Source organism: Pseudomonas sp. TH08 (genome assembly GCF_016651275.1).
GTDB lineage: Bacteria > Pseudomonadota > Gammaproteobacteria > Pseudomonadales > Pseudomonadaceae > Aquipseudomonas.
Map to the genome: position 1 here is coordinate 863,693 of NZ_JAEKEE010000001.1, position 15,980 is coordinate 879,672.

The following is a 15,980-nucleotide window of genomic DNA, read 5'->3' on the forward strand; positions in this document are numbered from 1 at the left end:
TTTGAGTTGAAGGTGCTAATCAGTGACCGGGCGCGGTTTGCCGCCAGGCTTGAGAACGGCGCAGCAAGCCGCGCGAAGCCCACGCCAGCAGCAGGGACACGCCCGCCGAGGTGAACAGAATCAGAGTCGACATCGCCGCCGCGCCGCCGACGTTGCCGGCGTCATCCATGTTCAGCACCGCTACCGCCGCGAGGATGGTGTCGGGGCTGTAGAGGAAGATCGCAGCGGAAACGGTGGTCATCGCCGAGACGAACAGGTAGCGCACGATGTCGAGCAGCGCCGGCAGACAGATCGGCACGGTGACGCGCAGGTAGTGCCGATACAGCGGCGCCTTCAGCGACAGCGCAGCGGCTTCGAACTCGGCATCGAGTTGGCGCAGCGCAGTGGTCGCGGTCATTTGTGCGGTGGTCAGATAGTGCGCAATGGTGCAGACGATCAGCAGCGTCATCGTCCCGTAGAGCACGTGCAGCGGGTTACCCGTGAGATTGAAGAAGAAGACGTAACCGAGACCGAGCACCAGCCCCGGCACCGCCATCGGCACAAAACTGAGCATGCGCAACGCCAAGTTCAGGCCGCGCTGGCCGCGGGTTTTCTCCATCAGGTAAGCACCGGTGAAGATCAGCACGCTGCCGATCAGCGCTGTGCCCAAGGCCATCTTCAAGCTGTTGCTGTAGGCCAGCCAGCCACCGCCGGCGGTTTCGTTGAACTGGTAATGGTTGAGCGACAGCGACAGGTTGTACGGCCAGAACTTCACCAGCGACGAAAACACCGCCATGCCGAACACCAGAATCAACGCGGCGCTGATCAACAAGACAATCGCCAGATAGCAGCCATCGCGCAGCTTCGACGGCGCCGGTTTGAACACCTGGGCACGACCGCTCATGGAATCACCATGACGGCGACGCAGCCAGGCATCGACGCCAAAGCTGAACAGCGCCGGCAGCAACAGCACCATGCCGATCAACGCGCCACGACCGAACTGCTGCTGACCGACTACGGCTTTGTAGGCTTCGAGCGCCAGCACTTGATAGTCGCCACCGACCACCACCGGCACACCGAAATCGGTGATGGTCAGGGTGAACACCAGACAGAACGCGGCAAAAACCGCTTGGCGCGTCGCCGGCCAGGTGATGCTGCGAAAGGCCTTGGCCGGACTGGCGCCCATGCTCGACGCGGCATCGAAAAGGCGTGCGTCCGCCAGCGACAACGCCGACAGCAAAATCATCAACGCATGCGGGAAGGTGTAAATCACCTCGCCCAGCACAATCCCCCAGAAGCCGTAGATATTGTCCGAGAGCAGCCCGCGCAACATGCCTTGGTTGCCGAACAGATAGACCAGCGCAATACCCGGCAGCATCGACGGCGCCATCAACGGCAGCAGGGAAATTCCGCGCCAGATGCCCTTGGCCGGAATCATTGTGCGTTGCAGCGCGTAGGCAAACAGATAGGCCAGCGGCACGACGATGGCCGCGACACTGAGGGAAACCTTAAGGCTGTTGCCGAGCAGCCAGTGGAAATTCTCGCTGGTCACCAGTTCCTTCGCCGCAACCCAGCCACCGCCCTGCCCGGCTTCACTGCTGAAGCCGCGCCAGAAGATCGCCAGCAACGGCAACAGCACCGCAACGCCAAGCAATACCAGCAGCAGGAGTTTGCCGCCAACGACGAAAATGCGGTCGCCGATCTCGGCTTTCGAAGCCTGTCGCACCTGCTTGTGCGGTAGCGGCAGCGCGAGATTGCTGTTCATCAGGCAAACACCTGCAAGCTGCGCGGCGGCAAGGCGACCATGATTTGTTGAGCACCGAGGCGTGGCATGGCTTCCGGCGCGAGCTCGGCGAGCAGTGCGTGGCCCGGCAGTTGATCGAGTTCGAAGCTCATGCGGCAACGGTTGCCGAGGAAAGTGATTTCACGAACCTTGGCCGGGAACAGGTTTTCTTCGTGCACCGGCGGATTGACGTTGATCGCTTCCGGACGGCAGAACAGACGGCCCGAAGCACGCTGGACGCTGCCGTCGCTCAGGCGCAGGCTCATCCCGCCAACCTGCGCATGACTGTCGCTGCTGCGCTGGAACGGCAGCCAGTTGCCCTGGCCGACAAACTCGGCCACGAAAGGCGTGGCCGGGCGGTTGTAGATTTCCTGCGGGGTGGCGTACTGCTCGACGCGGCCGTTGTTCATCACGGCGATGCGGTCGGCCATCAGCATGGCCTCGTCCTGATTGTGCGTGACCATCAGGGTGGTGATGCCGAGGTTGCGTTGCAGTTGGCGCAGTTCGGTGCACAGATGCTCGCGAACGCGGGCGTCGAGGGCCGACATCGGTTCGTCGAGCAGCAGCAGCGACGGTGCAGGTGCCAGGGCGCGGGCCAAAGCGACGCGTTGCTGTTGGCCGCCGGACAATTGGCCGGGATACTTTTTCTCACTGCCGGTGAGGCCGACCAGCTCGAGCATCTGCCCGACGCGGCGGCGCACCTCGTCGCGACCGCTGCCGGCGAGGCCGTAGGCAATGTTCGCTTCGACGGTGAGATTGGGGAACAGCGCGTAGGACTGGAACAGAATCCCGTAGTCGCGGGCTTGCGGGGCGAGGTGCGAGACGTCGCGATCGCCGAGGTACAACTCGCCGCTGTCCTGCTTTTCCAGGCCGGCGATGCAGCGCAGCAGCGTGGTCTTGCCGCAGCCCGACGGGCCGAGCAGGCACACCAGTTCACCGGCGGCGACGTCGAGGGAGACGTTATCCAGAGCGGTGAACGCGCCGAAGCGTTTCTGCACGCCGCGCACTTTCATCGGCGCACCGGGGTTGGTCAGGGCAGTTGCGATGGCAGGATTCATGGACAGACCTCATCAAGCAGATGGGGCCAATCCTAGAGTTGTAATGCGTCCGTCATGTGGCAACGAGGCAAAAACGGCCGATAGTGGTATTCGGGGATTTTGGTTCAGATGAAATGTTGCTTGCACTGACCTCATCGCGAGCAGGCTCACTCCTACAGGGGAACGCATTCCAATGTGGGAGCGAGCCTGCTCGCGAAGAGGCCAGCTCGCACATCGAAGAACTCAGGCAGGAGACATTTCCTGGGCCAAGCCAAGAAACGCCGCCGGCAGCCGCGCGTTCTTGCGCTCCTTGAGGCAATACAGATATTCCGGAATCTGCGGTGCATTCTCGATCGTCAACACGCGTAACTGCGGATCATGCGGCACTTCCTGCCGCGCAATGATGCTGATGCCGATATTGCGCAGCACCGCCTCACGGATCGACTCACGGCTGCCAATCTCCAACAACGGCCCGTAACTCACTCCGGCAGTCGCCAGCAATTCTTCCGTCAGCCGCCGCGTGGTCGAGCCCGACTCGCGCATCAACAACGTATGCCCGGCCAACGCACTGAGCGCCACATGCTCCTGCGCCGCCAACGGATGATTGCGATGCACCGCCAGCACCAGCGGATCAGTGCCCAGCACCCGGCGAATCAGCCGCGCATCCTCGAGCAACTGCGAAGACGCCGCAACATCCACCCGGTAGTCCTCCAACGCCTCAAGCACCTGCTGTGAATTGCCGATTTCCACCGAGACCTCGACCTGCGGCAGACGCTCACGAAAGGTCTTCACCAGATCAAGGATGTAATACGGCGCGGTGGCGGCGATGCGCAACGTGCCCTGCACCTGGCCGCTGTTGCGCAGGAAAAACTCGATATCGGCCTCCTGCTGCAACAGCGCCTTGACCATCGGCAGCAATCGCGCGCCTTCGTCGCTGACGCTCAAGCGCCGGCCGCCCCGGTAGAACAACTCCACCGAATACTGACTTTCCAGATTGCGGATCTGCGTGGTCACGGTCGGTTGGCTGAGGCCGAGCTTTTTCGCCGCCAGCGTGATGCTGCCCAGGCGAGCAACCATGTAAAACGCCTTTAGCTCGGCACTCAGCACAACCGTTCCTCTTCTTCTATTTACGCAGCAGGCGTAAACCGTTGAACACCACCAACAGGCTCACGCCCATGTCAGCGAACACCGCCATCCACATGGTGGCGAGCCCGGCGAAGGTTACCGCAAGAAAGATAGCCTTGATCACCAGCGCCAACGCAATGTTCTGTTTCAGGATACTGGCGGTGTTGCGCGACAGGCTGATGAAAGCCGGGATCTTGCGCAGATCATCGTCCATCAGCGCGACATCGGCGGTTTCGATCGCCGTGTCGGTGCCCGCAGCGGCCATGGCAAAACCGATCTCGGCGCGGGCCAGCGCCGGCGCATCGTTGATGCCGTCGCCGACCATGCCGACCCGATGGCCCTGTTTGTACAGTTCTTCAATGGCCTGAAGTTTGTCAGTCGGCAGTAAGTCGCCCCTGGCCTGATCAATACCGACCTGCGCCGCAATCGCTTGCGCGGTGTGGACGTTGTCGCCAGTGAGCATCAGGGTTTTCACGCCCAGTGCATGCAGCTGACGGATCGCTTCACGGCTGGTCTCCTTGACGGTGTCGGCCACAGCGAACAGCGCCAGTGGGCCGGACTTGTCGAGCAGCAACACCACGGATTTGCCCTGCTTTTCCAGCGCAAACAGCTTTTCTTCGAGTTGTGGCGAGCACAGACCCAGTTCTTCGACCAGCCGATGGTTGCCCAAGTGATAGGTCTGGCCGTTGATGTCACCTTTCACACCGCGCCCGCCCAGCGCTTCGAAGTTATCCACAATCAGCGCTGCGAAGTTTTTATCCACAGCGGCGTTGGCGATGGCCAGCGAGACCGGGTGATCGGAACGCCCGGCCAGCGCTGCGGCAATCGCCGGGGCCGTCGCTTCAGCGGTCGGGTCGAGGGACAGATAATCGGTCTGCACCGGTTTGCCGTGGGTGATCGTCCCGGTTTTATCCAGCGCCAGATAATCGAGCTTGAAACCGCCCTCCAGGTACACGCCGCCCTTGACCAGAATGCCTTTGCGCGCCGCTGCGGCTAGGCCGCTGACGATGGTCACCGGGGTGGAAATCACCAGCGCACATGGGCACGCAACCACCAGCAACACCAGCGCGCGGTAGATCCAGTCGAACCACACGGCGCCCATAAACAGCGGCGGGATGATCGCCACGGCCAAGGCAAACACAAACACCACGGGCGTGTAGATTTTCGAGAACTGATCGACGAAGCGCTGGGTCGGTGCCCGCGCACCTTGAGCCTGCTCGACGGCGTGAATGATGCGCGCCAACGTCGAGTTGTTCGCCGCAGCGGTGACCGCGTATTCCAGCGAACCGGCCTGGTTGATGGTGCCCGCGAAGACTTTGTCGCCGACGGTTTTCTCTACCGGCAGACTCTCGCCAGTGATCGGCGCCTGATCGATGGTCGAACTGCCGCTGACCACTTCGCCGTCGAGCGCAATACGTTCGCCGGGTTTGACCCGAACGCGCGCGCCCAACTGGACGGTTTTCACGTCCTGTTCGAGCCAACTTCCATCAGCCTGCTGTACGGTGGCCTGCTCGGGCGTCATCTGCATCAGGCCGCCGATGGCGTTACGCGCACGGTCCAGCGAACGCGCTTCAATCAATTCAGCCACGGTGAACAGAAACATCACCATCGCCGCTTCTGGCCACTGACCGATGAGGATTGCACCGGTCACGGCAATACTCATCAGCGCGTTGATGTTGAGGTTGCGGTTCTTCAGGGCAATCCAGCCCTTTTTATAAGTGGTCAGGCCACCGCTGAGGATCGACACCAGCGCGATGATTGCCACCACCCAGGTTGGCGCAGCGTTGGTGAAGTGGATGACTTCGGCAGCAAGCGCACCGATGCCGGACAGTGCCAGCGGCCACCAGTGTTTTTTCACAGGCGCAGGTGCTGGCGCGTCGACGCCCGCCTCCAACGGCTCGGCGTGCATGCCCAAGGATTTGATCGCCTCGGTGATGGGCTCCGTGCCCGGCAGCGTGTGGGTTACGCCGAGGACGCGATTGATCAGGTTGAATTCCAGTTGTTCAACGCCGGCGAGTTTGCCGAGTTTGTTCTGGATCAGCGTCTGCTCGGTCGGGCAGTCCATCGCCTCGATGCGGAAACTGCTCAACCGCGCATCGGCGCTGGTTTTCTCGCTCAGTTGCACCAGCGCAGGCGCGGCGGCTTGCGACGAGCAGCAGGAATCTTCGTGCGAATGTACCGGTGCCGGTGCTGCAACTTTCGACCCGCAGCAGGAATCGCCGACATGGGAATGCTTATGCACAGGCTGCAATTTATGACTGTGATCGTGCCCGTCGCCGGGCTTGTGGGTGTGCTGGGAATCGCTCATTGGTCGCGTCCATGAAGGTGCCTGTTGCCAAGTAAAGACCCTGTAGCCACTATAGGGTCAAGCACCCTTTTGGAGATTGCCGTCATGAAGATCGGAGAACTGGCCAAACTGACCGATTGCGCCGTGGAAACCATCCGCTACTACGAGCGCGAAAACCTGCTGCCGGAGCCAGCCCGCAGCGACGGCAATTACCGCGTCTACACCCAGGCCCACGCCGAGCGCCTGACCTTCATCCGCAACTGCCGCACCCTCGACATGACCCTCGAAGAAATTCGCAGCCTGCTGGCCATGCGTGACAGCCCACAGGATCAGTGTGCAAGCGTGAACACGCTGATCGACGAGCACATCCAGCACGTGAAGGCGCGGATTGACGGGTTACTGGCGTTGCAGACACAGTTGCTCGACCTGCGCCAACGCTGTGGCGAAGGGCCCGGGGCCGATCAATGCGGAATTTTGCAGCGGCTGGAAGTCAGCGGCGGAGTCGTCGCAACCGAAGTCGAACACTCCCACGTAGGCCGCAGCCACGGCCATTAAGACTCACGCAAAACCAAATGTGGGAGCGAGCCTGCTCGCGAATGCGTAGTGTCAGGCGACACTGCTTTGCCTGATGTAACGCTTTCGCGAGCAGGCTCGCTCCCACAGGGGATTTGTGCAACGGCTTAGACCGCCATTGGCGCGGTCATTGGCGCATGGTGCTCGTAACCTTCGAGGGAGAAGTCGCTCGGTTCGACCAGTTCCAGCCATTCCGGCTGGTACACGCCGGTCTTGGCAAATTCCGGTACGCGGTCGGAGATTCTCAGTTTCGGCATGGCAAACGGCTCGCGCTTGAGCTGTTCGTTGAGCATGTCCAAATGGTTCTCGTAGACGTGTGCATCACCGATGAAATAGGTGAACCAGCGCGGCGTGTAACCGGTCAGGCGACCGATCAGGCTCAGCAGCGCGGCGCCTTCGGTGAGGTTGAACGGTGTGCCCAGACCCAGGTCGTTGGAGCGGATGTAGAGGGTCAGAGAAATCTCTTTGGTCTCGACATTCGGGTGGAATTGATACAGCAGATGGCACGGCGGCAGGGCCATTTCGTCCAGCTGTGCGACGTTCCAGCCGTGGAACAGAATGCGGCGGCTACCCGGATCGTTGATGATCGTGTCGACGCACTGACGCACCTGATCGATGGCTTTGTACAGCACCACGTAAGCCTGGCCGTCTTCTTCGCCTTGAGCGATCTGCTTGTAGCCATTGCTCAAGGTTTGCTCGATGGCTGCCGTGTTGCTCAGCGGGATCTGCTTGTACGCCGGCCATTTGCGCCATTGCACACCGTAGATTTCGCCGAGGTCGTCGTCACCCTGGCGGAACGGGTTGGCCAGCCACTGCGCGTTTTCGTTGGCGTTCTGGTCCCAGACCTTGCAGCCCAGCGCGCGGAATTCAGCGGCGTTGTTGACGCCACGGAGAAAGCCGCACATCTCGCCGATGGCCGATTTGAAGGCCATTTTGCGCGTGGTGATCGCCGGAAAACCTTCCTGCAGATCGAAACGCAGCATCGCCCCCGGAAAGCTGATGGTGTTGATGCCGGTGCGGTTGGCCTGTTTGCTGCCGTTCTGAATGACGTGCGAGACCAGTTCGAGATATTGCTTCATGAGTTACCTGTGTCCTTTGAGCCCCGCCGTCGCGCGGCGGGGTTCGTAGTTTAAGCCGTTGGAGCGAGCGGTGCTGCCGGCGCGCGACGATAGGCCAGCCAGATCAGGAACAGCCCGCCGATGATCATCGGCACACAGAGCACCTGGCCCATGGTCAGCCAGTTCCACGCCAAGTAACCGAGCTGCGCATCCGGCACGCGGACGAACTCGACGATGAAACGGAAGATGCCATAGAACAGTGCGAACATGCCGGAAACGGCCATGGTCGGACGCGGCTTGCGCGAGAAAATCCACAGGATCAGGAACAGCGCCACGCCTTCGAGCGCGAACTGATACAGCTGCGACGGGTGACGCGGCAGTTGCGCCGGATCGCTGAATGGCGGGAAGACCATGGCCCATGGCACGTCGGTCGCCTTGCCCCACAATTCGGCATTGATGAAGTTACCGATGCGCCCGGCTCCCAGGCCGATCGGCACCATCGGTGCGACGAAGTCCATCAACTGGAAGAACGACTTGCCGTTGCGCTTGCCGAACCACAATGCAGCCAGCATTACGCCGATAAAGCCGCCGTGGAACGACATGCCGCCCTTCCACACTTCGAAAATCAGCGTCGGGTTGGCGAGGTAGGCGCTCAGATCGTAGAACAGCACGTAGCCCAGACGTCCGCCGACGATCACGCCCATCGACAGCCAGAAGATCAGATCGGAGAGTTTCTCCTTGCTCCAGGTCGGGTCGAAGCGGTTGAGCCGGCGCGACGCCAGCAGCCACGCACCGCCGATGCCGATCAGGTACATCAGGCCGTACCAATGGATTTTCAGCGGACCGATGGACAGTGCCACCGGGTCGATCTGCGGGTAAGGCAGCATTGCGACTCCTCGTTAGAGTTGAAACCAAAATTCCCGGGCGACGCTGCCACCTCAGGATTAAGCCAGGATTGCGGCGCGGCTAAAGCAGAAAGCTCACACCCACGCAGAACAGCAAAGCGGCGAACAGCCTTTTCAGCAAGCGCGGCGACAACTTGTGCGCCAGGCGCGCGCCGAGACGGGCGAACACCATGCTGGTCAGGGCGATGCCCAACAACGCAGGCAAATAGACAAAACCGAGACTATGCGGCGGCAACAATGGATCGTGCCAGCCCAGAATCATGAAACTTGATGCACTGGCCAAAGCGATCGGCAGGCCACAGGCCGACGACGTCGCCACGGCTTGCTGCATCGGCACGCTGCGCCAGGTCAGAAACGGCACGGTCAACGAGCCGCCACCAATGCCGAAAATCGCCGAGGCCCAGCCAATCACACTGCCGGCCACGGTCAGACCGAGTTTACCCGGCACCGTTCGGCTGGCCTTGGGTTTTACCTCCAGCGCCAGTTGCACAGCGATCACCAGGGCGAACACACCGATGACTTTTTGCAGATTGGGCCCGGAAATCGCTTCAGCGGTCAGCGCACCAAAACCGGCACCGAGCAGAATACCGACGGTCATCCACATGAAAATCGGCCAGCGCACCGCGCCGCGACGGTGATGTTCACGCACGGCGTTGACCGAGGTGAAGATGATCGTCGCCAGCGACGTACCGACCGCCAGATGCGTGAGAATCGACTGATCAAAGCCCTGCAAGGTGAAACTGAACACCAGCACCGGAACGATGATGATCCCACCACCGACACCGAACAGCCCGGCCAACACGCCAGCGCAGGCGCCGAGCGCCAGATAGAGCAGAAATTCCATGTCCTTCTCCCAGACGCATCCCAAAACCGGAGCGGCATGGTAACGGATGCGCGGCCTTCTGCTCCACTGGCGATGGATGCACGGGCGCCGGATGCGTAGAGTGGGCAAAAAACACACAAGGACAACCTTATGTGCCTGATCGTTTTTGCCTGGCGCCCGGGCCATGCCCAGCCGCTGATCGTCGCGGCCAACCGTGACGAGTTCTACGCACGCCCCAGCCTGCCGCTGGCGCAATGGCCTGAAGCGCCGGATGTGCACGCCGGCCGCGACCTTGAGGCGGGCGGTACCTGGCTGGGGATCGGTGCCAACGGCCGCTTCGCCGCACTGACCAATATTCGCGACCCGCACCAGCCGCCAGCGCGCAAGTCGCGGGGTGAACTGGTGGCGCGGTTCCTCGCCGGTAATCTGTCGATTGATGATTATTTGAGCGACGTGGTCGCCCGCGCACCGGAATACGCCGGATTCAACCTGCTGCTCGGCAATAGCCATGAAATGTGGCACTTCAATGCGCGGATGTCGGAGCCGGTGATGCTTGAGCCTGGGGTTTACGGGTTATCCAACGCGGGACTGGACACGCCGTGGCCGAAGCTGCTCAAGGCCAGAGCGGCGTTGCGCGCAGTGCTGGATGATCCGCAGCCTGCGCGATTGTTGGCGTTGTTGAGCGATGCGCAGACCGCGCCGTTTGCCGAGTTGCCGGACACCGGGGTCGGGCTGGCGACGGAATCACTGCTGTCGAGTGTGTTTATTGCCAGCCAGAGTTACGGCACGCGGGCGAGTACCGCGTTGATCGTCCAGGCGGACGGCACGCGGCGGATGGTGGAGCGGAGTTTTGGGCCGTATGGCGGGCATTTGGGTGAGGTTGAGATCAATACCTGAAAGCGAGCAACCATTGTGGCGAGGGAGCTTGCTCTCGCTCGGTTGCGAAGCAGCCGCAATTCAGCCAATGCGATTTCTCTGAAGAACCTCATTGACCGAATTGGGAGCGCTCCGCACTCCAGCGGGAGCAAGCTCCCTCGCCACAGGGCCCTCAGGGTGTTAGAGGGCTTTGACGACCGCCGGCGGATTGATCTTCGACAACCCGAGGTTCTTGAGCGCCAATTGCAGCGAGCTGTGGATAACTTGCGGGTTATCGATGGTCATCAACTCCGCCAGCAACTCCTTGGCCTTGCTCAGATTGACCTGCCGCAACATCCACTTCACCTTCGGCAAGTTGGTGGCGTTCATCGACAGGCTGTCAAAACCCATTGCCATCAACAGCACCGCTGCCGACGGATCACCGGCCATTTCGCCGCAGATACTCACCGGTTTGCCTTCGGCATGGGCATCGCGAACCACGGTTTGCAGGGCTTGCAGCACCGCTGGATGCAAGTAGTCGTAGAGGTCGGCCACACGCGGGTTGTTGCGGTCGACCGCCAGCAGATATTGGGTCAAGTCGTTGGAACCGACGGACAGGAAGTCGACCATCCGCGCCAATTCCTTGGTCTGGTAGACCGCTGCCGGAATCTCGATCATCACGCCGATCGGCGGCATCGGCACGTCAGTGCCTTCGTCGCGCACTTCGCCCCACGCCCGGTGGATCAGGTGCAAGGCTTCTTCGAGTTCGTGAGTGCCGGAGATCATCGGCAGCAGAATCCGCAGGTTGTTCAGGCCTTCGCTGGCCTTGAGCATCGCGCGGGTCTGCACCAGGAAGATTTCCGGGTGGTCGAGGGTCACGCGAATACCGCGCCAGCCGAGGAACGGGTTGTCCTCCTTGATCGGGAAGTACGACAGCGACTTGTCACCGCCGATATCCAGACTGCGCATGGTTACCGGTTGCGGGTGGAACGCGGCGAGCTGTTCGCGGTAGATCGCCAGTTGTTCCTTCTCGCTCGGGAAGCGCTGGTTGATCATGAACGGCACTTCGGTGCGGTACAGGCCGACACCTTCGGCGCCACGCTTCTGCGCCCGCGCCACGTCGGCGAGCAACCCGGTGTTGACCCACAGCGGCATGCGGTGGCCATCAAGGGTCACGCACGGCAGGTCGCGCAGGGTGTCGAGGCCCAGTGCCAGTTGTTTCTCTTCTTCGACGACTTCGGCGAACTGCTTGCGCAGCACTTCGCTCGGGTTGGTGTAGACCTCGCCGCGTGTGCCGTCGACGATCATTTCGATACCGTCGACCTTGGCGTACGGCAGGTCGACCAGACCCATCACCGTCGGAATGCCCATGGCTCGGGCCAGAATCGCCACGTGCGAGTTACCCGAACCGAGTACCGAGACCAGACCGACCAGCGTGCCTTCCGGCACCTCGCCGAGCATGGCCGGCGTCAGTTCTTCGCTGACCAGAATGGTTTTTTCCGGGTAGACCAGGTTCTGCTGGCGCTCTTCCTGCAAGTAGGCGAGCAGACGGCGACCAAGGTCTTTGACGTCCGAGGCGCGCTCACGCAGGTAGGCGTCGTCCATCAGTTCGAAACGGTTGACGTGTTCGGTGACCACCTGACGCAGGGCGCCCTGAGCCCACTGGCCGGTCTTGATCACCGTGGTGATTTCGCTGCCCAGCGAGGCATCGTCGAGCATCATCAGGTACACATCGAACAACGCACGCTCTTCCGGGCGCAGCTGGGTCGCGAGTTTGGCCGACAAGGCGCGCATGTCGGCGCGCACGCCTTCAATGGCGGTCTTGAACAGCGCCAGCTCAGCGTCGATGTCGGTGATGGTCTTGTCCGGCACCACGTCGAGATCGGCCGGCGGCAGCATGACCACGGCGGTACCGACCGCCGCCCCCGGTGAACCCGGCACGCCGACGAACTTGGCTTCCTGAATACCCTTGCCCTGACGGCCCAGACCACGGATCGAACCGGTGGCCTCGGCGTGGGCGATGACCCCGGCGAGCTGCGCGCTCATGGTCACGAGGAAGGCTTCTTCACCTTCATCGAACTGGCGGCGTTCTTTTTGCTGGATGACCAACACGCCAACAACGCGGCGGTGGTGAATGATCGGGGCACCGAGGAACGAGGCATAACGCTCTTCACCGGTTTCGGCGAAGTAGCGGTAGCGCGGGTGATCCGCAGCGTTTTCGAGGTTCAGGGGTTCTTCACGCGTGCCGACCAGACCCACCAGACCTTCGTTGGGTGCCATGCTGACCTTGCCGATCGAGCGCTTGTTCAAGCCCTCGGTGGCCATCAGGACGAAGCGGTTGGTCTCGGGATCAAGCAGGTAGACCGAGCAGACCTGGCTGCCCATGGCCTCTTTGACGCGCAACACAATAATCCCCAACGCCGCCTTGAGATCCTTGGCGGAGTTAACTTCCTGGACGATCTTGCGCAGCGTATTGAGCATGGCTCGGGGTCGAACTCCGTCGTCAGTCGCGCGCTAAAAGGCGCGGGGCAAGCTCTTTGAGGGCGCGGCGATACACCTCGCGCTTGAATGTCACCACCTGGCCCAACGGATACCAATAGCTGACCCAGCGCCAGCCATCGAACTCCGGTTTACCGGTCAAATCCATCCGCACCCGCTGCTCGTTGGAGATCAGGCGCAGGAGAAACCATTTCTGTTTCTGGCCGATGCACAGCGGTTGGCTGTGGGTACGCACCAGACGTTGCGGCAAACGATAGCGCAACCAGCCCCGAGTACAGGCCAGTATTTCAACATCTTCACGTTCCAGGCCAACTTCTTCGTTCAGCTCGCGGTACAAGGCGTCTTCCGGCGTCTCCTCAGGGTTGATTCCCCCTTGCGGAAACTGCCAGGCATCTTGATTGATACGGCGAGCCCATAGCACCTGGCCGGCGTCATTCGTCAGAATGATCCCGACATTGGGGCGGAAACCATCGGGGTCGATCACGGCAACAACCTCGCAAACGCATGTCGCCGCATTGTTCCACAAAGGTTGATAAGGCGGCAACGAAGCTTCCTACCTTATGTGCACTCTTGTGAAAAGACCGTATTCTTGTCGCCTTTTTACAGACTTATCAGCGGGTAACTGCAATGCGCCTGGCTCTATTCGATTTGGACAACACCCTTCTGGGCGGCGACAGCGATCACGCCTGGGGCGACTATCTGTGTGAACGCGGTTTCCTCGACCCGATTGCGTACAAAGCGCGTAACGACGAGTTCTATCAGGATTACCTGGCCGGCAAACTGGATAACGCCGCGTACCTGAACTTCTGCCTGGAAATCCTCGGCCGCACCGAAATGGCCGTGCTCGATCAATGGCACAACGATTACATGCGCGACTGCATCGAACCGATCATGCTGCCGCAGGCGCTGGAACTGCTGAAAAAGCACCGCGACGCTGGCGACAAACTGGTGATCATCACCGCGACCAACCGCTTCGTTACCGCACCGATTGCGGTGCGTCTGGGCGTTGAAACCTTGATCGCCACTGAATGTGAAATGGTCGATGGCCGTTACACCGGGCGCAGCACCGATGTTCCGTGCTTCCGGGAAGGCAAGGTAACGCGCCTGAACCGTTGGCTGAAAGAGACCGGGTATTCGTTGGACGACAGCTATTTCTATAGCGATTCGATGAATGACTTGCCGCTGCTTGAGCAGGTGGCGAATCCCGTCGCTGTCGATCCGGATCCGAATCTGCGCGCCGAGGCCGAGAAGCGTAGATGGCCAGTCATCAGCCTGCGCGACTGATATCCGCTTGCCCACAGCGCTTTCGACATGGCTGTGGGCACAGCCTCACGCAGGCTTTGCCACCATCAAGTAGAAAATCCCCATAAACGCCAGAAATGCCGGCCATCCCAAGGCAAACCACCAGCGCATGTAGGTCGAGGCTTTTAAAGGCATCGGCGTTCCCTGCAACAGCGCCTGATCGGCCATCCGGTGCACGCGGATCTGCAACCAGACCACCGGCAACCAGCAAACCCCGGCCAGGACATACAGGCCAATGCTCCACATCAGCCACGTCTGCTGCAGCGGCCAACCGGCCATGTGCATCAACCCCAGGCCACTCAACGGCTGAAACACGGCCGTCGTGGCAGTGAACGCCCAGTCGGCAAACACCAGATGCTTGAAGGTCACGGCAATCACTTCGACCTTGCCCGAACGCCACGCCCTGAGCGCGTAATAAGCCGAACCGGCACCCAGCCCGAAGAGAATCGTCGACGACAGAATATGCAGGGTTTTCAGCAGCAGATAAGCGCTCATCGGCGAGGTTCAGTCCACAGAAGCCATAAAGTAGCCACCATCAGCACCAGATTTTTGCCGACGGCCGCGTAAGGATCAGCCCAATAGTGGGGCAGCACGAAACTTATGAAGACGGTGTAGGCGAGCATCAACCCCAATTGCAGTCGCAACGCTTGCCGGCGCCAACGGCTGAACAACATGGCGACACCCAACACCCCATCGATCATGGCACCAGCGATCACCGCGCACTGTGCCCACAAGCCATGCACGCCGGCTTCGGCCATGATCCGCAGGCCCCATGGGTAACCGGGGCCCAGGCACACCGCAGCAGTACCCAGCCAGATCAGCGCCATTACCACCAGCATCAACGGGCGCAACGCGCGTTGAGCACTCTGGGAAACACTCGGCCAATCTTGCAGGCGAGTGTGCAGCGCAGCGGCTTGATAGCCGCAATTGGAAGTCAGCACATCGGGATCAGCGAGGTTGTCACGCTGCGCCAGTTTCACGCTCTGCCGATTCAATGCTCGCCAGCCGAAACGCTCTCCCAGCCAACTGCCCGTGCGCAGCAACAGTTTCGGTATCTGTACGTATCGCCCCGGCGTCCAACCCTGCGCCCGGCGCAAACAATCAATGACCTGAGCCAGCGTCATCGGCTCAGGCCCGACACACGGCAAAACCCGCGAATGCGCCGGCCATTGCCGCAACAGCGCCAGTACCGCGCCTACCACATCATCGATATGGATGGGTTGCGAGCGGGCCTTGAGATCCAGCAAGGGAATCAATGGCCAGGGCGAAAGCCCCGCGAGCCAGAGACTGCTCGTCCCGCCGGCGCCGAGCACCAGCGAAGGGCGCAGCACCACCGCGACGGTGTCCAGCTTCAGCAGATAGTCGTCAGCCTGGCCTTTGCTCGCCAGAAACGGCACATCGGATTGTGCCGCTGCACCCAGCGCTGAAATCTGCAGAACCCGAACGCTCTGGCGTGCGGCCAGATCGAACAATGCCCGAGCGCCACGATCCTGGATCAGGCTCAACGCTTGCTCATCCACGCTCAACAAGCCGGCGGCATTGATCAGCAAGTCGATACCGTCAGGCAAAGCAAAATGTGCGGGATCAACCGCCAGCACACCGAGGTCGAGCTGGCGCCATTCGACACTTGGCCATCCCGGCACTTGCGGTTCGCGACTGGTAGCAATGACGAAATGGCCTGCGTTGCACAGCGCACGCAGAAGGTGGCGGCCGACAAACCCGGTGCCGCCCACCAAGAGAATTTTCATCACAAT

At 61.1% G+C, this 15,980-nt stretch carries 14 protein-coding genes; 3 read left to right on the forward strand and 11 right to left on the reverse strand.

Translation table 11 applies throughout. From position 1 onward, the window contains the following. Window positions 1-19: 19 nt before the first annotated feature. The 4 genes from JFT91_RS04125 to JFT91_RS04140 all read right to left on the reverse strand — a co-directional run bounded on the left by JFT91_RS04125 (window position 20) and on the right by JFT91_RS04140 (window position 6,232). Entirely contained in the window at window positions 20-1,744 is a 1,725-nt protein-coding gene (locus JFT91_RS04125; RefSeq protein ID WP_201231645.1) for a putative 2-aminoethylphosphonate ABC transporter permease subunit, read from the reverse strand. Beyond that, on the reverse strand, window positions 1,744-2,820 hold the full coding sequence (locus JFT91_RS04130) for a putative 2-aminoethylphosphonate ABC transporter ATP-binding protein (protein ID WP_201231646.1): 1,077 nt from the start codon (window positions 2,818-2,820) through the stop codon (window positions 1,744-1,746). Before JFT91_RS04130 ends, JFT91_RS04125 begins: the two co-directional genes overlap by 1 nt. Before the next feature lie 222 nt (window positions 2,821-3,042). Continuing rightward, a complete protein-coding gene (locus JFT91_RS04135; RefSeq protein ID WP_201229049.1) occupies window positions 3,043-3,906 on the reverse strand; it encodes a LysR substrate-binding domain-containing protein in 864 nt (287 codons plus the stop codon). A gap of 16 nt (window positions 3,907-3,922) precedes the next feature. Then, on the reverse strand, window positions 3,923-6,232 hold the full coding sequence (locus JFT91_RS04140; RefSeq protein WP_201231647.1) for a heavy metal translocating P-type ATPase: 2,310 nt from the start codon (window positions 6,230-6,232) through the stop codon (window positions 3,923-3,925). Window positions 6,233-6,316: 84 nt separating this feature from the next. Between JFT91_RS04140 and cadR the strand changes: the two genes are divergently transcribed. Further along, complete coding sequence (gene cadR, locus JFT91_RS04145; RefSeq protein WP_007964189.1) at window positions 6,317-6,766, forward strand: Cd(II)/Pb(II)-responsive transcriptional regulator; 450 nt, start codon at window positions 6,317-6,319, stop codon at window positions 6,764-6,766. Window positions 6,767-6,891: 125 nt separating this feature from the next. Here the strand turns inward: cadR and JFT91_RS04150 are convergent, their stop codons facing one another. The 3 genes from JFT91_RS04150 to JFT91_RS04160 all read right to left on the reverse strand — a co-directional run bounded on the left by JFT91_RS04150 (window position 6,892) and on the right by JFT91_RS04160 (window position 9,591). Continuing rightward, on the reverse strand, window positions 6,892-7,863 hold the full coding sequence (locus JFT91_RS04150) for a thymidylate synthase (protein WP_201231648.1): 972 nt from the start codon (window positions 7,861-7,863) through the stop codon (window positions 6,892-6,894). A gap of 50 nt (window positions 7,864-7,913) precedes the next feature. Then, entirely contained in the window at window positions 7,914-8,729 is an 816-nt protein-coding gene (lgt, locus tag JFT91_RS04155) for a prolipoprotein diacylglyceryl transferase (RefSeq protein ID WP_201229059.1), read from the reverse strand. Window positions 8,730-8,808: 79 nt separating this feature from the next. Next, on the reverse strand, window positions 8,809-9,591 hold the full coding sequence (locus JFT91_RS04160; protein WP_201231649.1) for a sulfite exporter TauE/SafE family protein: 783 nt from the start codon (window positions 9,589-9,591) through the stop codon (window positions 8,809-8,811). Between the two features lie 129 nt (window positions 9,592-9,720). Here JFT91_RS04160 and JFT91_RS04165 point away from each other — a divergent pair, with 129 nt between their 5' ends. Next, window positions 9,721-10,467, forward strand: a complete 747-nt coding sequence (locus JFT91_RS04165; RefSeq protein WP_201231650.1) for an NRDE family protein — start codon at window positions 9,721-9,723, stop codon at window positions 10,465-10,467. Window positions 10,468-10,626: 159 nt separating this feature from the next. Here JFT91_RS04165 and ptsP read toward each other — a convergent pair whose 3' ends face one another. Continuing rightward, window positions 10,627-12,906: a phosphoenolpyruvate--protein phosphotransferase gene (gene ptsP, locus JFT91_RS04170; protein WP_201229065.1), complete on the reverse strand. Its 2,280-nt coding sequence runs from the start codon at window positions 12,904-12,906 to the stop codon at window positions 10,627-10,629. 22 nt (window positions 12,907-12,928) lie between these two features. Continuing rightward, a complete protein-coding gene (locus JFT91_RS04175) occupies window positions 12,929-13,408 on the reverse strand; it encodes an RNA pyrophosphohydrolase (RefSeq protein WP_003229203.1) in 480 nt (159 codons plus the stop codon). A 143-nt stretch (window positions 13,409-13,551) separates the two neighbouring features. Between JFT91_RS04175 and JFT91_RS04180 the strand changes: the two genes are divergently transcribed. Next, on the forward strand, window positions 13,552-14,208 hold the full coding sequence (locus tag JFT91_RS04180; protein ID WP_201231651.1) for a histidinol-phosphatase: 657 nt from the start codon (window positions 13,552-13,554) through the stop codon (window positions 14,206-14,208). A gap of 45 nt (window positions 14,209-14,253) precedes the next feature. On the opposite strand, the gene JFT91_RS04185 is transcribed toward JFT91_RS04180, so the two are convergent. Together JFT91_RS04185 and JFT91_RS04190 are read right to left on the reverse strand one after the other, a co-directional pair. After that, the gene (locus JFT91_RS04185; protein WP_201231652.1) at window positions 14,254-14,721 is read right to left on the reverse strand and encodes a DUF2269 family protein; all 468 of its coding nucleotides are present in this window, start codon (window positions 14,719-14,721) and stop codon (window positions 14,254-14,256) included. Beyond that, window positions 14,718-15,974 (reverse strand): SDR family oxidoreductase, encoded by a 1,257-nt coding sequence (locus JFT91_RS04190; RefSeq protein WP_201231653.1) that lies wholly within the window; start codon window positions 15,972-15,974, stop codon window positions 14,718-14,720. Before JFT91_RS04190 ends, JFT91_RS04185 begins: the two co-directional genes overlap by 4 nt. Window positions 15,975-15,980 lie beyond the last annotated feature (6 nt).